The sequence below is a fragment of the Metallumcola ferriviriculae genome (assembly GCF_035573695.1).
Taxonomy (GTDB): Bacteria; Bacillota; JADQBR01; order JADQBR01; family JADQBR01; genus Metallumcola; species Metallumcola ferriviriculae.
Genome location: NZ_CP121694.1, coordinates 3,633,321 through 3,655,083 on the forward strand (window position 1 = coordinate 3,633,321; position 21,763 = coordinate 3,655,083).

The 21,763-nt window shown below is 41.4% G+C and carries 19 protein-coding genes; 8 read left to right on the top strand and 11 right to left on the bottom strand.

Annotated features, from left to right (window positions below; genetic code table 11):
- Position 1 precedes the first annotated feature (1 nt).
- Both MFMK1_RS17945 and MFMK1_RS17950 read right to left on the bottom strand, forming a co-directional pair.
- Entirely contained in the window at positions 2-379 is a 378-nt protein-coding gene (locus MFMK1_RS17945; protein ID WP_366923045.1) for an EamA family transporter, read from the bottom strand.
- A 75-nt stretch (positions 380-454) separates the two neighbouring features.
- The gene (locus tag MFMK1_RS17950; RefSeq protein ID WP_366923046.1) at positions 455-1,354 is read right to left on the bottom strand and encodes a VanW family protein; all 900 of its coding nucleotides are present in this window, start codon (positions 1,352-1,354) and stop codon (positions 455-457) included.
- 133 nt (positions 1,355-1,487) lie between these two features.
- Between MFMK1_RS17950 and MFMK1_RS17955 the strand changes: the two genes are divergently transcribed.
- Complete coding sequence (locus tag MFMK1_RS17955; RefSeq protein ID WP_366923047.1) at positions 1,488-2,063, top strand: L,D-transpeptidase; 576 nt, start codon at positions 1,488-1,490, stop codon at positions 2,061-2,063.
- Between the two features lie 138 nt (positions 2,064-2,201).
- Complete coding sequence (locus MFMK1_RS17960) at positions 2,202-2,435, top strand: hypothetical protein (protein ID WP_366923048.1); 234 nt, start codon at positions 2,202-2,204, stop codon at positions 2,433-2,435.
- 164 nt (positions 2,436-2,599) lie between these two features.
- Here the strand turns inward: MFMK1_RS17960 and MFMK1_RS17965 are convergent, their stop codons facing one another.
- From MFMK1_RS17965 to MFMK1_RS18000, 8 genes are all read right to left on the bottom strand, one after another.
- A complete protein-coding gene (locus tag MFMK1_RS17965; protein ID WP_366923049.1) occupies positions 2,600-4,741 on the bottom strand; it encodes an acetate--CoA ligase family protein in 2,142 nt (713 codons plus the stop codon).
- A 140-nt stretch (positions 4,742-4,881) separates the two neighbouring features.
- Positions 4,882-6,405: a diguanylate cyclase domain-containing protein gene (locus tag MFMK1_RS17970; protein ID WP_366923050.1), complete on the bottom strand. Its 1,524-nt coding sequence runs from the start codon at positions 6,403-6,405 to the stop codon at positions 4,882-4,884.
- Positions 6,406-6,789: 384 nt separating this feature from the next.
- Positions 6,790-7,494: an ABC transporter ATP-binding protein gene (locus MFMK1_RS17975; RefSeq protein WP_366923051.1), complete on the bottom strand. Its 705-nt coding sequence runs from the start codon at positions 7,492-7,494 to the stop codon at positions 6,790-6,792.
- Positions 7,487-8,206: an ABC transporter ATP-binding protein gene (locus MFMK1_RS17980; RefSeq protein ID WP_366923052.1), complete on the bottom strand. Its 720-nt coding sequence runs from the start codon at positions 8,204-8,206 to the stop codon at positions 7,487-7,489. Before MFMK1_RS17980 ends, MFMK1_RS17975 begins: the two co-directional genes overlap by 8 nt.
- Positions 8,187-9,164, bottom strand: a complete 978-nt coding sequence (locus MFMK1_RS17985; protein WP_366923053.1) for a branched-chain amino acid ABC transporter permease — start codon at positions 9,162-9,164, stop codon at positions 8,187-8,189. Before MFMK1_RS17985 ends, MFMK1_RS17980 begins: the two co-directional genes overlap by 20 nt.
- Positions 9,161-10,045, bottom strand: a complete 885-nt coding sequence (locus MFMK1_RS17990) for a branched-chain amino acid ABC transporter permease (protein WP_366923054.1) — start codon at positions 10,043-10,045, stop codon at positions 9,161-9,163. Before MFMK1_RS17990 ends, MFMK1_RS17985 begins: the two co-directional genes overlap by 4 nt.
- A gap of 59 nt (positions 10,046-10,104) precedes the next feature.
- Positions 10,105-11,394: an ABC transporter substrate-binding protein gene (locus tag MFMK1_RS17995; RefSeq protein WP_366923055.1), complete on the bottom strand. Its 1,290-nt coding sequence runs from the start codon at positions 11,392-11,394 to the stop codon at positions 10,105-10,107.
- A gap of 405 nt (positions 11,395-11,799) precedes the next feature.
- Positions 11,800-12,852, bottom strand: coding sequence for a cytochrome c3 family protein (locus MFMK1_RS18000; RefSeq protein WP_366923056.1), 1,053 nt, complete (start codon positions 12,850-12,852; stop codon positions 11,800-11,802).
- A gap of 276 nt (positions 12,853-13,128) precedes the next feature.
- On the opposite strand from MFMK1_RS18000, the gene MFMK1_RS18005 reads away from it, so the two are divergent.
- The 6 genes from MFMK1_RS18005 (at position 13,129) to MFMK1_RS18030 (ending at position 19,316) form a co-directional block, all read left to right on the top strand.
- A complete protein-coding gene (locus MFMK1_RS18005; protein ID WP_366923057.1) occupies positions 13,129-14,565 on the top strand; it encodes a sensor histidine kinase in 1,437 nt (478 codons plus the stop codon).
- Positions 14,558-15,214: a response regulator gene (locus MFMK1_RS18010; protein ID WP_366923058.1), complete on the top strand. Its 657-nt coding sequence runs from the start codon at positions 14,558-14,560 to the stop codon at positions 15,212-15,214. The genes MFMK1_RS18005 and MFMK1_RS18010 overlap by 8 nt, the downstream gene beginning before the upstream one ends.
- Positions 15,215-15,274: 60 nt before the next feature.
- Positions 15,275-16,138 (top strand): amidohydrolase family protein, encoded by an 864-nt coding sequence (locus MFMK1_RS18015; protein ID WP_366923059.1) that lies wholly within the window; start codon positions 15,275-15,277, stop codon positions 16,136-16,138.
- 188 nt (positions 16,139-16,326) lie between these two features.
- Positions 16,327-17,307 carry a DUF3231 family protein gene (locus MFMK1_RS18020; RefSeq protein ID WP_366923060.1) on the top strand — a complete coding sequence of 327 codons (981 nt, stop codon included), beginning with the start codon at positions 16,327-16,329 and terminating at the stop codon, positions 17,305-17,307.
- 73 nt (positions 17,308-17,380) lie between these two features.
- Positions 17,381-17,836, top strand: coding sequence for a ferritin-like domain-containing protein (locus MFMK1_RS18025; RefSeq protein WP_366923061.1), 456 nt, complete (start codon positions 17,381-17,383; stop codon positions 17,834-17,836).
- Positions 17,837-18,092: 256 nt separating this feature from the next.
- Positions 18,093-19,316 carry a D-alanyl-D-alanine carboxypeptidase family protein gene (locus tag MFMK1_RS18030; protein ID WP_428846279.1) on the top strand — a complete coding sequence of 408 codons (1,224 nt, stop codon included), beginning with the start codon at positions 18,093-18,095 and terminating at the stop codon, positions 19,314-19,316.
- Positions 19,317-19,496: 180 nt separating this feature from the next.
- Here MFMK1_RS18030 and MFMK1_RS18035 read toward each other — a convergent pair whose 3' ends face one another.
- Positions 19,497-21,485, bottom strand: a complete 1,989-nt coding sequence (locus MFMK1_RS18035; protein ID WP_366923063.1) for an HD domain-containing phosphohydrolase — start codon at positions 21,483-21,485, stop codon at positions 19,497-19,499.
- Between the last annotated feature and the right edge of the window lie 278 nt (positions 21,486-21,763).

Sequence of the window (21,763 nt, forward strand, 5' to 3'; positions counted from 1 at the left end):
TTTATGTGGTAGAAGCCACGCCAATCAGGATTACCCCGACTATTAAAAACCCCGCTCCTAACAGCTTAAGTGCAGATAGCGTCTCACCCATAAACTGCCAGCCCATCCAAAGAGTTATTAGCGGCGAGGCAGACAGCACCAATACCGTTGGTCCTACCTGTCCCGATTTTATTGCTGCATAATATGCTAAATCGCCGGCGAAGGTAGCAAAAAAAGCTTCAGCCGCCAAAAAAAGCCAACCCCGGAGGGGCACTGACGTTATTCGCGCGGCAGTACCATGGGATAAAGCCCAGCCCCCCACTAAAATCACCGTAACAACGGTCCTTGCTGCCAGCCCATCCAGGGGATGAATACCTTTTAATCCTACTTTCCCAAACATCGGGGCTATTCCCCAACATATGGCTCCCAGTATGGCTAAAATAAACGCATACACTTCTGATCAATCCCTAAAAGTTTATTGTGGGGGGGCCTTTTTCACCACTTTTGCCATGGGCCGGTAATAATCCACACCCAATGCTTTTTCTTCCACAGTGTGGTCGGGGTAGATAATTTTTAACCATGACTTTACCGCCAGACCGTCTGCGCCGGGTATGACCACTTCTTCCTGGCTCGGTGCCAATGTGCTGTCATAACGGTAGACCGTCTGCTTTTCCTGCCTATTGATTACCTTATGATGCCAAGTTACTTGAGGAGGTTTAATTCGTCCGTATAATGCAATATAGAGCGTATTTCCATTGGTATCAGCCCATATTACAATTGGCTGCTCAGTATGATTTTTGAATTTCAGGTCCTTGCTTCCGAAGGAAACAGTAGCATCTTGCCCAGGCGGAACGTAGGGTACCTGCATGCCGTGGGAGTGACGCTCGATGATCTTTAAATTAGCCAGGATGGCAACATTATAGAGAGTGGATGCAATTTTACACACCCCGCCGCCAACTGTTTTTGTCACTTGGCTTCCCACATATGCCGGTCCATCCTGAAAACCCCGCTGCCTGGAATAGGGGCCTAGCGCCAGGTTCATAGAGAAAACCTTTCCGGGTGAAAGTATTGTCCCGGCCAATAGGTCGGCCGCATGAGCCACATTAGCCTCTTCCCCTGGTAACGGATCTGGAAGGGTAGTTTCAAAAGCTGCCATCCTGACATGAGTATCATACTTATCAAGCAGCTGTTGAAATTTTAGACGGTTTTCCCACACTAATTCTCCTTTGACTTGATTGCCGTAAGGATGTGCCTTAACAGATATGTTATCAGACCCATGTTTTTTTAATATAAAGTTGAATGAACCCATAACCATGAGAAATGCCAGCACTAGCAAAACCGCAGGCATCCTTCTGTTATTAATAAAGTTTATCATTCATAACCTCCATAAAAATAAGCTCATTAGAATATTATTCTTTTTGTGATTTTAAATGCTGAAAAATTGCATGATATATGCTAACTTCTGTATATATTATTAAAAACAGGCTGTCACCTTGGAGGGCCGGTCCATGAGAATATATCTATTTAAAGTGCCAAGTATACTTAGAATAATCAGTTTTCTCCTAGCTACATCTCTGCTTCTTTTTATCCTATCACTTTATCCGGGCCGATTTAGCCATGTAGTGGCGCCGGATTGTAATATTACTTCCCCCTCTGGAGATAAAACAATTATCTCAGCTTTAGCTGAAATCGAAATGCCCAAGCCGCTTAAGGAGCCTATGCTTATAATATCAATGCTTCAAAATACCCTTACTTTATCTGATGGAAATATTGCAATTAAAACCTTTAAGGCTAATTTTGAAACGCAGCTGCGTCAAGGGGAATATTACATAAAGGAAAAAACAATAACACTTCCAATTATCAACCGAAATTTAGGTTCTCGTATCCTGTTTGTGCGGCGCCGCGATAGAACCACGGCAAAAGCATTGGTCGCCAAACCCAGCAATTTTCTAATTCATGGAGAATCAACACTTGGCAAAAAAGTAAGTAGAGACTCAAAGGGTATCATCCTTAGAAATCGCGATATTGAGGAGATATATGACTACATTCCAGTAGGAACAAAAGTGATGGTGACAAGCAACTAGACAAATGATGCCTTTTAAATTTCATATTACCATAATTTTTAAAAACATCCTAAAGTTCCCTCTTATAAAAGGTACCTTGCCAACAAAAGCTATCTAATGTAGCAAGAAATAAAAAGGCAAATGGAGGAGGTGTCCGTCGTGGATAAAATTAAAAAAGCCAACCAGCAGGTTCAAAATGCGTTGCAGCAGAGCCAGCAATATATGCAAGAAATAGGACAATTGGCCAGCCAGCAACAGGGTCAGCAAGGTCAACAGGGTCAACAGCAGCTTCAGCAAAAGTTACAGCAAGCCCAACAACAGCTGCAGCAAGCAAACACACAATTACAGCAGCAGGCGCAGCAAATCCAGCAGGCCCAACAAAAATTGCAGTAAGGTAGAAATAAACAAGGTGTTGTCCACTAAAGTAAGACAGCACCTTGTTAATTAATTTAGGTTCATACCAAGTACCGATCCAAGCCAGATAATCCCTTTCGATTGGTTCTCTCCCCGTCCGAAGATGTCCCGTTTGTAGTAACTGCGACTTCATTATCACCCTACTAATTTCTAATTATTAAAGCGTCCACAATTTTTGCCCCTTTATCGGTAACTATCAGCGGGTTAATGTCAAGCTCCTTGATATCATATTCAATTACGAACCGGGAAATCTTTAAAATTACATCAGTAATTGCCTCGAGGTTAGCTGCTGGTCTACCTCTTAACCCTTCGAGTACAGCGTAACCTTTGATTTCTTTAATCATCTCTTCAACATCCACTCTCGTAATAGGCGCAATTCTTAGAGCAACATCTTTTAAAGCTTCAACAAAGATACCACCTAAACCAAAAATAATCGCATTGCCAAATACGGGATCTCTACTGCTGCCCACAATTACTTCAACCCCACCGCCGACCATTTCTTGTACCAGCACTCCGTGGATCTCCGCTTGGGGGTCATAATTTTTCGCATTGCTAATTATGTCATGGTAAGCGTCTTTAACTTCCTTGGCAGATGCTAAATTTAGTTTAATACCTTTAGCTTCTGTTTTGTGGAGAATTTCCGGTGACTGTATCTTCATCACCACTGGATAACCAATATCCGCCGCTATACCGATAGCCATTTCAGCCGAGGTAGCCAATCCTTCCTGGGTTATGGGCAGTCCGTACGCTTTCAGAAGCTGTTTGCATTGGTATTCTGTCAGGTTTTTGCTATTTTTTAGCAGTTGTTTCGTTTTCACGGGAAGCTGTGCCTCGCTGCTTTTGTCAACCTGTTTATCTTTTTGGACAATTTTTGCTGCCCTTTCCTGATACCACACTAGCTTTTCCATGGCATCCACCGCATGGTATCCTTCAAACATCAGAGGAATCCCTGTATTTTGGATTTTATTAACTAACTTCTCACTTTCAGGATCCTCTGTAGTATCGGTGGTGACAAAGACGATGGGTTTATCGGAAGCATTGTACTGTTCAATCATCCCTTCAACCATCACGTCAGCCCCTTCATGATTTAAGCCAACATTTAAAATTACCATATCAATGTTATCGTCCTTAAGTATTACCTCCATGCACTTAGCCATCAACGTGGGCTCTGTAAGTATCTGCCCGGTAGGGTCAATGGGATTCCTTGCGGAACCAAACGAAGGTAGTACTTGCTCTAAGCGACACTTAGTATCCCCTGTTAGTTCCGGTACATTCAACCCAACGCCTTCACACTTATCCGCCAATACTACTCCACCGCCGCCGGAAGCAGAAAGAATCGCAACATTTCTACCCGCGGCTTTTCTGGCGCTGCGGTGCAGAATTGCAAAGGATGTTAATTCATCCAGGGTCTCGATACGAATAATTCCCATCTGCCTAAAGAAGGCCTCATAAACTAAATCATCACCGGCCAACGAACCTGTATGGGATGAAGCAGCCCTGGAGCCCGCACTACTACGTCCCACTTTTATCAATAGTATGGGCTTTTGCAGTTCTGCTGCCCTTTCAGCAACTTTTCTCAGCTTACTTCCATTTTTGGCGCCTTCCATATAGCCACCAATTAGCTTGGTATTTGGGTCTTCCAATAGATAACCGATGAAGTCCGAGAACTCAAGATCGGCTTCATTACCAACACTGACAAAGCTGCTAAAACCAACCCCCTGCTGCAGGGCACGGGCGTAAACCATCACTCCATAAGCACCACTTTGGGTAACAAACCCCAGCGAAGTAGGTAAAACAGGGTCTAAATTTACTATGGTACCGAAGGAAGCCATCACGGAACCAGGAATATTGATTATCCCCAAGCAATTGGGCCCCAATACCCTGATACTATGCTGTCTAGCCAGATCCGTTATTTCCTGCTGCAATCTATTTCCTTCTTCACCCGTTTCCGCAAAGCCAGAACTAAAGATAATTACCGCCTTCACTTTCTTTTTGACACAATCGCGAAACATATCCAAAACTAGTTTTGCTGGAACACTAATAATGGCCAGGTCCACTGGTTCGGATATATCAATCACGGAAGGATAGCATTTAAGACCTGCAATTCTTTCGTAGCGAGGATTTACGGGGAATATTTTACCTGCATATCCTTTAGTGAGAAGGCCTTCTATCGGTCTGCCACCAGGTTTCTTTGCATCGCCAGAAGCCCCAATAATGGCAATAGACTGCGGCTTGAAGAAAAAATCCAAGTCAGTTTGAGCAGTTTCGTAATATTTATTTGTCATTTAACTTCGCCTCCTAGGATTATTAATTATGCAAAACTAATGCCAATACCAATTGCTGCTATTCATAGCAGCAATATCTTCCGTAAAAAAAGAACAGCTAAGTGGCAACTTAACTGTTTGAATCAGTATTCCTTTTTAACCTACCTCTTTAACTGATCATAGTACATTGAATATTCCAGTTGTTGACTCTTGGCATGATACATAGCCATGTCAGCTTTCTTCATTAAGCTTTCCGATTTATCACCGTCTTTAGGATAACAACTTATTCCAATGCTAAACTCTATCTGAAATTCATGGTTATCGCCCGTTTTTATTGGAGCTTGGAAAAGACTATTTATTTTGTTGGCTACTTCGATAGAATTGTCCTCGGACTTGATATCAGAGAGCAAGATGGTAAATTCATCCCCGCCCAATCTTGATACGATATCACTTTCCCTTAAATTCGTCCTTAACCTTGAAGTAACTTCCTTTAGTACGCTGTCCCCTACCTCGTGACCATATGTGTCATTAATTTTCTTAAAATTGTCAAGGTCAAGAAACAACACGGCTAATTTAAGCTTGTTTTTTTCAGCATCCACTATTGCCTGGTTTATAGACCTTTCAAATAACTTTCTATTCGGTAGGTTGGTAAGCGGATCATGGTATGCCATATGTTCGGATTTAAGAAGCAAGTAAAGTATTAAAAGAGCAAATGTCAAATAAACCAGCGTTACCAGTCCTATATTCTTCCAAAAGACAGTCTTCTGATTATTCAGCTCATTAAAACCCAGATTGTTATAAACTACTTCAATAACATAAGAGTTCCACCAACTGTACTCCCCATCTCTTGTATTCACAACATATGGAATGTACTTATGAGTAAATGAATTCCCCGATGACTTATCTATTAGATTATCTAACTGGACCTCGTCAGATTTTAGGGCCTTTTGAATTTGTGCCAACTTATTATTATCCATAACTACGTTGTAGTAAGGCTTAGATTTTGATATTTTTAAGATGCTCTTTCTCCCAAAGTTAGTTTTATAAATGGCAACGTTTTCTACAGACGGGTATTGCATCGTTGACTGCTCTGCCACTGCAAAAATGTCTGCATTGGTTAAAACTGGAAATCTTTCTTCTATATTAATGCTTAATTCCAAAATGTACTTGTGATCTGGTGTAGGAGTATAGCTATATTTCATTAATTTGCCCGTGTTAGTGGAAATATCCAGCCGGTCCGCTACAAAAGAGTTACCCTGTAATCGGCTATCGAGAAGTTTGGAAAAAGTAGGAAATTCTTTGAAGTCTAATCCCAGGTCATCTGCAAATGTCGTCCTGACTACTTTAAGATCTTCATTAATAATGTAAATGTCACAGTCAGGAATTTCATTTTTCAACGCCTGTAAATCCCAGGTCATTACATCTGGTTCTTCAGAATATTTATTTAAAAGAATCAGAGACTTCTTTTGCATTTCAACGTTTAGTTGCTGTTCAGTTATTCCAAGAATTGTATCAGCATATTTAATGGTATTATATACACTCTCCTCCACCAGCTTATGCTTTGCACCATACTCGGATTCAATGATCTCAACCGTGTTTTCGTAATTGTTATAAAAAAAAGTTAGTAAAATTATGTAGACAATAATTATAATGCTAAGTGCAAATATATACCGAATATTTTTCATAATTTCTACCACACCCTTATTAAGTAAAACTAGATATATAAAATAGCAGCGTTAATTAACCATCTCTAGCCTAATTGCAACCTGAACCTCTATCCACTAAAGTCATAGATACTTTCGACAATATTTGCCAAAATCCTTTGTTGTTACTCTCACATTTGGAATTTTAAGAAACTGGTCTCTCCAACATTGCATTTGTATTAATGATGGTACAAGTAAAAAACCGCTTCTGACCTTGCGGCCTAAAGCGATTCTTTTACGGAGTAAACGTTATTTATAGCGATTGTGCAGTAATCACGACATTTAGCCCCCGTGACCATGTCTACGATCATAATATGTCTTGCTCTAAAATATGCTTGTTCACGCCAGGCTGCTGCATGCTTCTTATCATATACCCATATACGCAGATTTAACATGCTCATCATGAAGCAGTTCATTACCAGTTCCCTTCATGACCACCCGTCCATTTTCCAGAACATATGCCCTGTTGCAGTGCTGAAGAGTATGAGCCACATTCTGCTCGACCAATAAGATTGTAACTCCCTTTTTATTAATATCTCTGGCAATCTCAAAAACCTGGTCTACAATAACAGGTGCCAGTCCCAGCGAAGGTTCGTCCAGCATCAGCAGTTTAGGAAGAGCCATTAAACCCCTGCCAATAGCCAGCATCTGCTGCTCCCCACCACTCAAGCTGCCTGCTTCTTGTTTATGACGCTCCTTCAAGCGAGGAAACAACTGGTACACTTCTTCCATTGTCTGCTTTCTTTTCTTTTTGGCCTCCTTGGACAATGAGCCAATCTCCAAGTTTTCCCGTACCGTCATTTCAGGAAATAGTCGCCTGCCTTCAGGTACATGAGCTATTCCCAAATCTGCCGTTCGGTAACCGGGTATGGAGGATATCTCCTCCCCCGTGAACTCAATACTCCCCTGCATCGGATGAAGTAAGCCGGAAATTGTGTTGAGAATGGTGGTTTTGCCAGCACCATTAGCCCCAAGTAAGGCGACGAACTCGCCCTCTTTCACCTCAAGGCTCACATCCCAAAGAACCTGAAGATCCCCGTAAGCGACATTGATATTCTTTACTTTAAGCATAAGCATCACCTAAATAGGCCCTAATTACTTCGGGGTTGTTGCTTATTTCTTCAGGGTTGCCGCAGGCAATCTCCTTACCGAAATTAATAGCCACAATACGGTCAGCTAAACCCATAATAACTTTCATAACGTGTTCCACAATAATGATTGTAACACCGGTTTCTCGAACCTTACCGATTATCTCCATCGCGGCTTCGGTTTCCCGGGGGTTCAGACCGGCTGCAGTTTCATCCAGGAGCAGCAATGAAGGTTCAGTTGCCAGTATCCTAGCAATCTCCAAACGCTTACGGTCAGCAATAGTAAGGCTCTTGGCCAATACATCCTGACGGTGCATCAGCCCTGTAAATTCCAATATCTCCAACGCCTTTTCCCGGGCACTCTTTTTTTCAGGATAACGCAGGAATGCCCCCGTCATTACGTTTCCCAATACTGTCAACCTACCCAGCGGTTTAACAACTTGAAAAGTGCGTCCAATTCCCAATTCACATATCTTATGTGTTGGTAAACGGTCAATACGTTGGTCCTGAAAATATATTTCACCACTGGTGAGGGAGTGGTAATTGCTTATAAGGTTGAAAAGGGTAGTTTTTCCCGAACCGTTAGGCCCGATCAAACCCAAAATCTCTCCCTCTTTTACCTCCAAAGAAATATTATTAACCGCTACCAGGCCTCCAAATTGCTTGGTAACACCCTTAGTCTCGAAGAACTTCACCCTTTTCACCTCCAGAATACGTCCCGCCGCTTCTTCCCTTAAACAATCCGCGGAGACGGTGGGTTTCCCCCATAATTCCGTTTGGTAAAAACATTATTACCAAACATACCAAAACACCAAATGCCAGCACACTAGCCGTACCCCATTGGGCCCTGAATAATTCACTGAGTATGACATAAATTGCAGCTCCAACGGCCGGCCCCCATGTTGTGGCTACACCGCCCAGCATGACCACCAGAATGACCATCACTGAAATTTCCGACAGGGAAAAAACTACATGAGGGTCTATAAAGGCTAAATAATTCATGTAAAAAGCCCCCGCCAAACCAGTTAAAAAGGCACTAGGCAGCAGTGAGTACATCTTGAACCTCGAAGTTGGAATTCCCAGTGCTTCCGCCGAGTCCTGATCCTCTCTAATGGCTAAAAAATAATACCCATAACGAGAGTTCATTATAAAGTAAACCACCATGATAGCGAGACCAAGCATAAATAATGCCATATAATAATAAGGTAATTTGCTGGTAATTGAAGGCATCAGCAGGATACCTCTTGCACCATTAGTGAAGGATACCCAATTAGTAAATACAAGACGGAAAATTTCACCGGTAGCCAGCATGGCTAAAGCAAAATACGGACCCCTTAGGCGAAAGCAAATTAGGCCAATGGGAATACTGATAAGCATAGCCACCACTGGCCCTAGCAGTATTCCCCACCATGAAGAGAGTTCTAAGTGATGAGTTAGTAAACCTGCTGCATAGGCTCCCAGTCCAAAGAAGGCCGCGTGCCCGAAGGAAACCTGCCCCGTATATCCACCCAATAGGTTCCAAGCAGTGCCAAGAGTAGCCCAAATCAACGCCATTATCAGGATGTGCTGATAGTAGCGCGCCTTTATCACCAGGGGCAATAGGATAGCTATCATTATCCCCAACAATAGGAAAGCGACATCCTTTTTCTTCATTTTGCCCACCTCTTGGTAATACTGCTAAAACCGCCCGGCAGGAAGAGCAAAACCAACAGGAAGATGACCAGACCTACTACATCCTTATAACCCATAGAAATATAAGTAGCACCCAGTGATTCTGCTATCCCTAGCGTCAGTCCGCCAAACAAAGCACCCATGGTGCTGCCCATCCCCCCTAAAATAGTGATAATAAAAGATTTGGCAGTAAAAAGGTGCCCTATATCCGGCCAAAGGTAAAATATAGGCAGCAGCAAGGACCCACCGGCAGCAGCAAGTGCTGCTCCAAGTCCAAAAGTTATAATGGTCACTCGTTGTGAGTTGATACCCATATAAATTGCTGCCTCTCTGTCCTGAGCAGTGGCCCTGATGGACCGCCCCAGGTCGCTTCTCGTCAAGAAAAGATGTAACCCATAAGTCATAGCCATAGCAATAACAAATCCCACAGCCATAGGTAGATTAATGGAGATATCTCCTAAATAGATTGCGGAGCTGGAATAAGGCGTCGCTACTGAACGATAATCCGACTTAAATATCAGCCTGATAATCTCAGTAAGTACCAGCATTATTCCCACCGTTAACAGCACCTGGTTTTCGGGGAGAATACTGTCCACGTCTACCAGGCGGTTAATCATATATTTTTGAATTAAGCAGCCGATAAGGAAAAGCACTGGCATGGAAATAAACATCCCCAGATAGGGATCAAGACCCAATGCCTGATGACAAACGAATGTAATGTACATCCCTACCATTACCAGCGCACCATGGGCCAAGTTTATTATCTTCATGACACCCATTATCAGTGTCATCCCGATGGCAATTAGCGCATACATTCCGCCAAGTAAAAAACCACTTATGACAGCTTGACCAAATAACGTCATTTTTGTAAACACCCCCTCATTACAACAAGAGGGGGGGAGTTACCTCCCCCCTTTTGTCTTTACCTTTCACTCCACTTGGGCACAGGGAAGACATAGTCTGCAGACTTAGCCTCTTCAGGCCATACTACTTCCAACTGGCCATCTATCCACTGCACCACATAGGTTGTTGGCCGGTCCTGGTTGGTGTAACCTTCCCAGTCCTCAAACTTGACGGATCCCATAATGGTATCCAAGTCTGTTTCCTCCAGTGCTTTCTTAATACCCTCACGAGTATACTCTTCAGCTCTGTTGAGAACATCAGCGATCACGTACATACTAGCGTAGGCCTGAGCACCGTGATAATCAGGCTGCTTATCATATTTTTCCTGATAATTTTTGAAATAATCGGCTGCTCCCTTCCAGGCAACGTTAGGCACCCACAGTGTGGTCGAAGCTACATATTGAGATGCATCCCCGGCATTTTCCACAAATTCGGGCATGGTGTACCCGGCACCGCCGCCGACAAACAGGTCTACACTGAAATTCAGTTCTTTCATCTGTTTTGTAATAAGGGCCGCGTCCATCACATACGATACGGCAAAAATAATATCCGGTTCTTCAGCCTGCATTTTGGCCAACATTGGTTTAAAATCCAACGCCCCAGCCTCATAGGATTGATCGAACACTACCTCTATACCATGCTCTGTAGCAGCTTCTTTAAATCCTTCAGCAGAACTAATGCCAAAATCCGTATTTTCATAAATAACCCCGGCGGTCTTAGCTTTAATTACTTCATCCATCATTTTCCAGAATGAAGCGGTGTACTTACTGGCCGGCGAAGCACTGCCGCGGAATATCCACTCCCAGCCCTGCTGAGTTATTTTATCTGCCGAACCGGTAACAATCATAAAAGGAATTTGGTTAGACTGGGCAGTCCCTGCAATAACATTAGTCACTGCACTGCTGTAACCACCGCTTAACATATTGACGTTATTCTGGTTAATCAACTTTTCCGCTGCAGCCTTTCCTACATCCTGCTTACTCTGGTCATCTTCAAAGATAAGCTCAATCCTTCTACCGTTGACAGTAGTTTTTCCTTGTGCCTCCAGTTCGGCATAAGCCATCTCAAAAGAATTCTTTTCCATTTGACCGAACATAGCCTGGGTACCGGTCAAGGGTAAGATGAGACCCACCTTAATCGGCTCACTAGAAGTTTCTTCACCCTGAGGCGTCTGCCCTTGGTCTTGGGGACCCTGTTCTTCGGCTGGGGGTTTTTGACCGCACCCCGCAACCATCACCAATGCAAACACCATCATCAGCATCAGGATTACCCACTTGGATTTGACTAAAAATTTAACTTTACCCGACAAAACAATTACCTCCCCATACATTATTTGGTGTAGCTGTAAAATATTGTAATTATATTTTATGTCATTATTCATAATATTTCAATCATTATGTCAATACCAATATGACCAAAATTAGGCTGGCCTGAACAAAACCCTTTTCCGCTTCTCCCGCCTAAACAAGCATTCTATAAATCTTATTTACCCGCAAGTGAAAATATAACAAATCACTCAACGGTGAATACGGTAAAAGCAATTACAATGACTCTAAAATCAGAAGAGTAGCCCATAACCATTAAAATATGGTTACTGGGCTACTCTTCGTCTCCGAAACAACAGTACTAAGCAAAAAATGTTTGATATAACTAGGCCATTTTGTACTGTTTTCAAGAAGTTTTACTATTCACTTTGGTTTAATTATCTTGTCCATTACGGTTTTCTAAATGTGTGCGTAGTGATGTCGTTAGGAGTTGCACTCTTGGCCCTCTTAGGCATAAACTTGCGTAGGTCAAACGGCTTGCCTAAATCCTCTTCGCTGTGGCAGCTGAAACAAAGTTTCTCTGGAGTATCTTTTAATTGCCCTGTCGCGGCACCTTGGCTGTGAGGATCATGGCAGGTAATACAGCTTAGACCGGCCTCATAGTGCTTACTTTGTATAAAGTCATTGTACTGCTGGTGGTGAGATTTAGAATCACCATTTTCATAGAAGCGTTTTTCATCTTCACCTTTTGGTACTAACGCATCATAGTGGTCGTTTAAATCATCACCCGGCATAAACCCTAGCGCATCGTCCCGCTTACCGTCCGCATTTTTTCCGCGCACGTGGCAGGAACCACACACATCAACCTGTCTCTCTGGGGAAAGGTCTGCAACATTTACAGGTTTAACCTTGGCAGGATTTTCAACGTGTAAGCTGGCAGGGCCGTGACAAGCTTCACAACCAACGCCGGCTTCAACAAATTCCTCTGTTTCAACGTTGTATCCTGTAGTATGGCAGCGGATACATTTGTCTTCATAAACTCTTTCTTCCCACTCGTCGGCGTGATACTCAGTCCATTCTTCAGTCTTAACTATCCATTGCTTCGGTAAGATTTTTAAGTTACCATCTTGTTCAACGACATAGCGCTGCTTCCACTTACTGCCGATAGTAAACTTAATGTCCTCCTTAGCTAACCCGGTAACTTCAAGCGGGTTTCCTGCTTTGGCTAAATCACCAATGATAGTTTCGTCGCTGGCATCCTGCAGCATTTTGGTATGCATAGTTTGTTCCAAACTCTGCGCGATGTCAGCGTGGCAGCCAGCACAGGTTTCAGAACCTACATATTCAGCAACTTTTTCAACCGGTTGTTCTTGTGGTTGTTCAGTTTGTTCAGCCGGTTGTTCTTGGTTGCCGTTTGACGGTTCTTCAGCTGGTTGGCCACATCCTACTGCCAATGCCAGCACTAACAGCATTAGCAATGTCAATAAAGCCCCCTTTTTCATTTCTAGCACCTCCTAAGATTTTTTTGTCAAGAGAGACACTATGAGTATACGACAAATCATTACCCAATCCTATATCCCAAGTGAAAATGAGCACAAGGTCAGGGCCAAAGGTCCCGAAAAGTAAAGGTCCTTGGTACTCTTGGCGTAAGAGTGGTTATTAAGCTATCTATGCGCTGGATAATAAGGCATATATTGGGGGCGAAATGCTAAAGGAATAAGTCGTAATATTGTAGAAATTGTTATATAACAGTTCCTAATTGAAATGAGGCTTGTGAAATGTGGTTCAATTTAGTAGATATTTACGAGCAGCATAGTGAATTGATCTTTTTCGTATATGGCCTGGTATATGTCTTAACTGGATTTGCAATTCTTGTCAAAAACGTAGAAGCAAGTCAATTTAAACTGGCAAAATACATTCGCTTATTTGCATTATTCGGTATTCTTCATGGACTGGCAGACTGGGCCCCAGCATTTTTACCGTTGAATGAACGTAGCTTGACACCTCAAGTTTACGATTTCCTTAGGGTGTCTGCCTACCTTCTACTATCCATATCTTATGTTTTTTTATTTGTGTTTGGCTTGAAAGTGATACTGCCTGAAAAGGATAAAAGGGCTTTGACGCCTTTTGCTGTCTTTTTTATATGGCTACTTCTTATTTCTGCCCTTAAGGCGCGAATACCGGACTTTAGTGCATGGTTGGCCCTGTCCAATACGATGGCCAGATACTTTTTAGGTTTTCCGGCCGCTATCACGGCATCTTATGCGTTTTTTAAACAGACTAAAGTGTTTCGGCTCCTTGATATGCCTCGGCTAATTGATCACATGTGGTGGGGTGCGTTTTTTATAGCTGTCTATGGCTTTTTCACGGGTTTAGTTGGGTCTAGGTTGGAATTCTTTCCTGCAAACTTATTAAACTATGAATCCTTTATTGCCGTCACAGGTGTTCCAGTACAGATCTTACGTTTTGCAGCAGGGGTCGGCATAGGCATAAACATAGTAAAAAGCCTAGAACTCTTTGACGTTGAACAGAAAAAGCGAGTGGAAGAAGCGGAAAGAAAACATGCCATATTGCAGGAAAGAGGCCGTATTTCCAGAGAAATGCATGATGGAACTATTCAGTCTTTGTATGGAATTGGGTTAACACTGGAGCAAAGCCGCCGTCTGATGAAGGATGTCCCTAATCATCCTGCGGCAGAATTGTTGGCATTTTCCATTACGAAGCTAGATGAAACAATCAAGGATGTTAGGTCCTACATTATGGACCTGCAGCAGCTACAATTTCAAGATATGAAGCTTCATCAGAGTATTCTGGAGCTGCTTAACGAGTTCACTGTTACGTCTGAAATTAACCCTATTTTTAATTACAAGGAAAACGGGACACAATCGCTTACACCTGACCAACGGGCCCATATTTATCACATCCTTAAAGAAGCTCTTAACAACATTCGGCGCCATGCACAAGCAAAAATAGTAGAATTAAATGTCTTTCTGCAAAAGGAGTTTATTGAGATAACCGTTTGCGATGATGGACGAGGTTTTGACCAAGCTAAAATTATATCCCGGCTAGAAGATTCCTCTGGAGACCATCGAGGTTTGAAGAATATGAAAGAACGGATGAATGCAATGGGGGGAGAAATGGCCATTGTTTCTGGTTATGAGCATGGAACTAGAATTGAACTTTTAATTCCATATAGAGGTGAAATAAATGGATAAAATTAAAATTGTCATTGTAGATGACCATGAAATGGTTCGGGTTGGGCTGGGGCATATTTTACGAGGCGAGTCTATGTTTGAGCTAGTTGGCCAAGCAGACACTCCAGATAAGGGCGTGGAGGCAGTTAAATCTGCTTGTCCTGATGTGGTTCTAATGGATGTCCGCTTTCCCTCCGGTAACGGTATTGAGGCTTGCCGGGAAATAAAGAGTGCCTGCCCCGAATTAAAAGTATTGATGCTCACTTCATACTCAGACGACGATGCCATAATGTCATCAATCATGGCAGGCGCTAATGGCTACTTATTGAAACAAATAGCGGGTGATGAGTTGATAGAATCCATTAAGAAGGTCGCCCAGGGGCAGTCACTGCTTGCCCCGGAAATAACCGGAAAGGTTATGGATTTAGTAAAGAGTTACCCGAAAGAACGGGTGGACGTAGAAACAAATATTCTAACACCCAAGGAAAAGCATATTTTGCTATTAATAGCCAAAGGTAAAACAAATAATGAGATCGCCCAGGAATTGTACCTCAGTCCCAAAACTATTAAGAATTATGTCAGTATCATTTTGAGTAAATTAGGCCTAAGTAACCGGGCAAATGCCGCGGCATACGCGGTTGAGCATCGATTTGATTTGAAAAAGTATTAAAAGAAAATTCTTGAAACTATGCCAAAAAATATTATAATAGGCCATGTAGGCTTGAATGACATGAATGACTTGAATGAAAGGATAGATGTAATGGATCATAAAATTTGGGACTGTCATGTCCATTTGTTTCCTAACAGATTGTTCAAAGCAATCTTTCGCTGGTTTGATGCCCATAACTGGATAATTCCTTATAATAGCTGGTCTTATCGAGAACTTCAAAACTATTTAGAATCATTAGGAGTAGAACGGGCCTTTTTGCTCACTTATGCTCATAAAGCTGACATATCCATGACGCTAAATCAATGGGTTCGCGACTTTTGCCGGGACAACCCTATGTTTATCCCCTTTGCCTGTATCCATCCCGATGATCATCACCTAGAAAGAAACATTGAGACAGTTCTAGACGAATGGGATTTTGTCGGCTTCAAACTTCAACTGGCTGTGCAAGGTTTTTCTGCCGCCGATCCACGACTAAAGCCCATTTACCACGCGGCTGAAAAAAGAGGAAAACCCGTAATCATACATACTGGTACGGCCCCTTATCAAGCCAAGGATTATCCCCTGTTGGGGATAGATTATCTCCTGCCGGTACTTAAAGAGTTTCCGGAACTAAAAGTCTTGGTTCCCCACTTTGGGCTTTTTGAAATGGAAAAGACATTTGCGTTATTGGCTGATTTCCCAAATTTGTACCTTGACACATCCTGGGCCATGGGCAATCCAACCCAGCATTTGGACCAAGGCAGGCTCCAGGAAATTATGCAACTTTATCCCCAACGTTTTCTTTACGGCAGCGACTTCCCAATCATGGAACATGACCCCAAAAATGCCATAGATGAACTGATGAACTTAGGACTTTCTCACCCGGTTTTAGGTAACGTATTGAAGGATAACGCCATGCGATTAATTAAAACAGTCGATAAATAAACTAGGAGGGGATAATTTTCCCCTCTAGTTTTGCGCTGCCGTCTATCATCAAACAGCGAATCTTTATTGCCTAAGCTACCATCCTCCAATGAAAGGCGAAACCTCCTCGAAATATGGCCTATTAAATAAATTCTCCTTCCAAAGTTAATACTACTTTTAAGAAACTAAAATTCTGGGAGGGCTTAGTTTTGGTAAATATCTCAGTATTTAAAAGTTCTAACAGTAAGAGTGAACAGCTTAGCACAATAGAGGCCTTTAATATTTGGAATATATTGCGCTCAAGGTATATAAGTATTGAAACCTACCAATTCTTAAGGAATTTCATCCATGACCGTGATTTTATACTTATAGCCAATAATCATTTAGACGATTTTCAAAGCCAGGTAGCCACCCTGGAGGCGCTAGGTAAGCATTTTAAACTGCAGGTACCGACAAGGCCCCCGGCACAAATTAAGATTTCTACCCAGCTAGAAGCAATAACTGACAAATTTGTTCATAGAAAATTCTTCAGCGATTTGATATCTGAATTAAAGATATTGTCTGATGCCCTTACTACCTCAACAACAAACGATAGGCTGCGTAAACATTTATCCTCCTTTGTGTTAGATCATTTGAAAAACTACGAAGAACTATACAAATTCGGTAAATTAAAGGGGTGGACCGATATAGAACCTGCTTTTACATCTGGTAAACCTACGAAAAAGGAACCAATCGCCGTCAGTGAAGCATATCATCTCTGGGAGCACTTAAACTATCGTTATGACCAGCTGGAACTAACTAATCTATATCTTAACTTTGTGCATGATGCAGATTTTAGAGCAATATTACAAGGGGGCTTATCCTCTTTAAATAGTCAAATTAAAATCCTTGAAAAAGAATCAACCAAATTTGAAGTACCTTTACCAGAGAGGCCCCCGGCTTCAATGTCAGTTACTATTGACCCTGAAATAATGACCGATAAATCTGCGTATAGAACCATCTTCACAGGAATGCAGTCAGCTACTAGCTTACATACTAGAGCAGTTATAGACACTATCAGAAATGACCCTTTACGAACGGTATTTTTTGATTTTCTAAAAGAAGAGCTTAATTTTTATGATAAACTTGTAAAGTATGGAAAAGTGAAAGGCTGGCTTCATATCGTTCCGACTTTTAGAAATATGGCTTGATTGTTTGATTAAGGAGATAAATGGGATATACTGTTGCTTGTTGGGAATTAAAATACATCAATTGGAGGCCCTAATGCTTTCACGGGAAGAAGTAATTACCAAACTTAATTGGTTTTACAGTTTAGAACTAAACCAAGTAGGTCTTTATAATGCTCAAAGTAAAACAATCGATGATATATACATTAAAAGAACCCTTGAAAGAGTCGCTAGCATTGAACAGCAACATGTCGATAATGTTGCAGACAAAATTAAAGAATTAGGCGGCAGGCCCACTTCAATCGGTGCAGTGATTGCTCCTTTTACTGGGAAAACTGCTGGCAACATAACTGGTTGGTCAGGTGTCATCAATCTTCTCAAGGCTAATATCAAGTTAGAGCAAAAGGCCATGGCTGATTATAAAGACTTTATTCTTAAGGCTGCATCTGATCAAAGTTTGTTTGACCTATTATGGTCAAACTTGATTGATGAGGATTTGCATTCAGCTTGGTTTACTAATAAGGTTGCCGAATTAGAAAATATAAAGACTTAGCCCATCTACCTAAGTTAGCACCTTTAGAAGCCCCCGTAATGTCCCAAGGAAAGAGAGACTAATGATCAATAGTAGAAGGTATGTCCTCACATTAGAGAAATACATATAAGGGGAATATCCCAATCTATTATGCTCTAGAAAGTAATTTTTCGCTAAACTAATACTCATATTATAATTCCATTATATAATATTGCGATGCCATGTTTAACAAGGCGTTGTGCCTAGCTTCAATAACTGAACTAAGAATGGGGGAATAATGGTGAAAAAATTGGTCAGCTTACTATTGGTTTTATTAGTTTTTACAGGAACTGCCTCGGCCGCTGATTTAAGCCCAGATGTTCGTTCAGCAATATTAGTGGATGCTGCTAGTGGAAAAATTCTTTACCAGGAAAATATAGATACTCCGATGCCCCCCGCTAGTATGACAAAGATGATGACAGAATACTTAGTGTTAGAGGCAATTAAAGATAAAACTATAACCTGGGATGATATTGTGACAACTTCTGATTATGGTTTCTTCTTAGGGAGATACGGTGGTTCCCGGGTATTTTTGAATGAAAAGGAAAGAAGAACGGTCAGGGAGCTTTATGAGGCTATGGCCATCTATTCCGCCAATGATGCCACTGCAATGCTCGCCGAGCATATCGCTAGCACAGAAACCGCATTCGTAGAACTAATGAATGAAAAAGGTCAAGAACTGGGAATGAAAGATTCTAACTTTATTACCAGTACCGGTCTTCCACGAAACATTCTTTCTGATTATGCCCCACCGATTTCCTTAGGTGAGCAGGTGATGTCAGCAAGGGATGCAGCTATCCTGGCCCGCGAGTTAATAAATACTTTTCCGGAAGCCTTAAAGATTGCCTCAACTCCTAAGGCTGTTTTTAGACAAGGGGAAGATGATCAGGTGGAAATGATTAATTGGAACTGGATGCTGCCCGGCCTTTGGTATGAATTAGAAGGCGTGGATGGCTTAAAAACAGGATATACGGAAGCTGCCGGCAACTGCTTCACCGGCACCGCTAAAAGGGGAAATATACGCCTTATTAGTGTTGTTATGGGTGCAAAGTCGAAAGAACATCGTTTTAAGGCAACTAAGGAGCTTTTAGAATACGGTTTTGAAGCCTTCACTGTAGAAAAAATAGCAAAGAAAGGTGACACTATTAAAGGGTACGAGAAAACAAAGGTACTAAAAGGGAAAAAGCTAGAGGTACCGGTGGAAGTTGCAGAAGATATTTCCTTAATGGTAAAGCGGGACAGCAAAATTGAAAAAGTAGTATCTCTAACAACAGTAGAAGCACCCGTCAAAAAGGGGCAGGTCATTGGTTCCGTAGCCTTTGATTCTGAAAGCGATTATCTTAGGGAAAAGGATAAACAAGATACAGAAATAAATATGGTGGCAGTTGAAGAGATAGAAAAGGCTTCGTTAATAATAAGACTTTTTCGAGGCATTAAAAACTTCTTTTTAGGGCTATTTTAGTGTTCATCACGTCGTGATTCCATAAGATGATCGATAGCACTGCCTCAAAATCTCCCAGCATACTTTAGCTAATCAAGATATCCACCATGCAGCCATATGATTTCTGCTTTAGAGTTACCGTCACTCTACTGTTTATTTGCTATTAGAATTATAGCTGGAACTAAAAAATATCGTTTCCCCTCAGTTAGCTTTTTTGTGTTCCTTTTCAAAGAACACTGCCAAACAGGCATCTACGATTTCAGAATCGTAAAGAATACCTTTATTTCTCAAGATATCTTTCTTTGCCATTTCCTTATTTAAGGCAGGTCTATATGGCCTGTGTGAACACATGGCCTCAACTACATCTGCTACTGCAACTATTTTTGCTTCTAAAAGTATCTCCTCGCCCTTCAATCCTTCAGGGTAACCAGACCCATCAATTCTTTCATGATGCTGTAAAACAATTTGGGCTACAGGCCACGGAAAATCTGCCCTTTTAAGGGTTTCATGACCCATTGTTGCGTGGTCCTTTATTAGGTTGAATTCGTTTTGTGTGAGCTTGCTGGGTTTACTTAAAATACTCGCTGGAACATGAAGTTTTCCTATATCATGAAGTAAAGCGGCAACCTTAATTCCCTCAAGACTATCTTCAGATACTTCCAAATGCCTTGCAATGTTGCAAGCGATGTCCGCTACACGATGTTGGTGGTCTGCTGTATACGAATCAACCATTCCAATTGTAGAGGATAATAAATTAACAGTGTCCTCCAAAAGTTTCTGAAGCTTCGTGTTGCTATCCTTCAATTCTTGTCTGGACAAATCCCGTTCTAAAGCATTTCCGATAATTTCTGAAAAGAGCCGCACTACCGTAAAATCTTCTTCTGACCATTTGTTTATTTCATCTACTTCGTGTAGTGCGATAAAGCCAATTATCTCTCTCTTAACAGCTAGTGGTAAAGCAATAAGTGACTTTACATCCTGCCTTCCTAATGTAGTTTTTTCCCTGCTAGCTTCAACAGGCAGTTTGGATACATCGTCAATAAGGATATTCTGATTGTTTTTTATCTTTGCTACCCACCACGGAACATCGTCACAGGATAAATTTTTATGATTTTCTATCTGAGGGGTTACCCCTTGGGCACACCATTCATGGGTATTGTCCATAACAGTACCATTGTTCTTAAAAAGGAAAATGCATGTACGGCTTGCCTGACAAATGTTACCCAAATCATTTAAAGCATCAGCGATAGCACTTTCAATGTCTAATGTTTTAATAAACCTTGACGAAATTTTAAGTAGGGCTTTTTCAAATTCATATCGCTTTCTTAATAAAAGTTCCGTTTTAGTTCTTTCCATTATTTCATTCTCAAGTGTATCGTTTAGTTGTTTAAGCGCTTTGGTCCTTTCAGCTACCTTCTGTTCTAGGGTTTCATGGGATTGACGCAGTTCATTTTCCACCTGCTTTATTTCAGTGATGTCCCTTCCCTCGGCCTGATATTCCATAGCTCTTCCCTTATCGTCAAATATCAATTTACAAACCCATTGAATGCGTAGGTTATTTATGCTTGTTTCCAAAAACCCAACGGGTGTCTGGAAATTCAGTTTAGATATTAAGTTAATTAAAGATTCTGTCCTATCGGCAGGGACAATATCTAACATACTTTTACCTATCATATCATCGGGGTTTTTACCATAAATATTCGCATATATTTTGTTCACAAAAGTATACTTCATTTCAGGGGAGATCCGAAATATTAAGTCATTTTGACTCTCAATAATATTCTTAAGCTGCTTATGAACTATATACAATTCACCCTTTAAATTGGTATTTTCGGTCACATCCTCGGCTTTGCATAAGATATATTCAACCATACCTTTATCATTTTTAAAAGGCTCTTTAGTTATTGATAATAACCGCTTTTCACCATCTTTGTTCTTTACCCATTCTTTACTCTTAACCCGTTTCTCTTTCTCAAATACCGTCTTATTACTCAATGAGCATTGCTTTCGCTCTTCTTCACTAAGCACTTTGCATATTTTAAAGTTGTGACATTGGTCTTGTGTGAGCCCCATAAATTCGGCATGCGCCTTATTGGCCCAATAGTAAGTATCCATGTCCTGAACCCATGCCTGGTAATCCATTATATTTAACAAACTTACCAATTTATCATCCAACGAAATAAACCCCATATTCCGACCCCCCTAGCCTGTTCAGTCAGACCCCCAGTATCTCTATTTATGGCTATCGTTTTAGTGTCAGAAACAGTTTTCTTGCTATATATTTAAACCACCCTTGTCTATCACTATCATAAGAAAAACTGTTATTTGAAAGGAGTATGTAAAAAGATTTTCTTTCTTCATGGGTCATTTCCAATAAATCTTTACCCAAAATCCACACTCTCCTTTCGAACTTGATTAACTTCGTATGCCGCATTATCCACGGCTTAGTACTAGATTAATTTCCACCT

Coding starts and splice junctions, on each gene's coding strand:
- MFMK1_RS18005 (WP_366923057.1), top strand. CDS start 13,129: ATGTGGTTCAATTTAGTAGATATTTACGAGCAGCATAGTGAATTGATC.
- MFMK1_RS18015 (WP_366923059.1), top strand. CDS start 15,275: ATGAATGACTTGAATGAAAGGATAGATGTAATGGATCATAAAATTTGG.
- MFMK1_RS17955 (WP_366923047.1), top strand. CDS start 1,488: ATGAGAATATATCTATTTAAAGTGCCAAGTATACTTAGAATAATCAGT.
- MFMK1_RS18030 (WP_428846279.1), top strand. CDS start 18,093: ATGGTGAAAAAATTGGTCAGCTTACTATTGGTTTTATTAGTTTTTACA.
- MFMK1_RS17985 (WP_366923053.1), bottom strand. CDS start 9,164: ATGAAGAAAAAGGATGTCGCTTTCCTATTGTTGGGGATAATGATAGCT.
- MFMK1_RS18035 (WP_366923063.1), bottom strand. CDS start 21,485: ATGGGGTTTATTTCGTTGGATGATAAATTGGTAAGTTTGTTAAATATA.
- MFMK1_RS18025 (WP_366923061.1), top strand. CDS start 17,381: ATGCTTTCACGGGAAGAAGTAATTACCAAACTTAATTGGTTTTACAGT.
- MFMK1_RS17970 (WP_366923050.1), bottom strand. CDS start 6,405: ATGAAAAATATTCGGTATATATTTGCACTTAGCATTATAATTATTGTC.
- MFMK1_RS17945 (WP_366923045.1), bottom strand. CDS start 379: ATGTTTGGGAAAGTAGGATTAAAAGGTATTCATCCCCTGGATGGGCTG.
- MFMK1_RS17990 (WP_366923054.1), bottom strand. CDS start 10,045: ATGACGTTATTTGGTCAAGCTGTCATAAGTGGTTTTTTACTTGGCGGA.
- MFMK1_RS17965 (WP_366923049.1), bottom strand. CDS start 4,741: ATGACAAATAAATATTACGAAACTGCTCAAACTGACTTGGATTTTTTC.
- MFMK1_RS17975 (WP_366923051.1), bottom strand. CDS start 7,494: ATGCTTAAAGTAAAGAATATCAATGTCGCTTACGGGGATCTTCAGGTT.
- MFMK1_RS17950 (WP_366923046.1), bottom strand. CDS start 1,354: ATGATAAACTTTATTAATAACAGAAGGATGCCTGCGGTTTTGCTAGTG.
- MFMK1_RS18000 (WP_366923056.1), bottom strand. CDS start 12,852: ATGAAAAAGGGGGCTTTATTGACATTGCTAATGCTGTTAGTGCTGGCA.
- MFMK1_RS18010 (WP_366923058.1), top strand. CDS start 14,558: ATGGATAAAATTAAAATTGTCATTGTAGATGACCATGAAATGGTTCGG.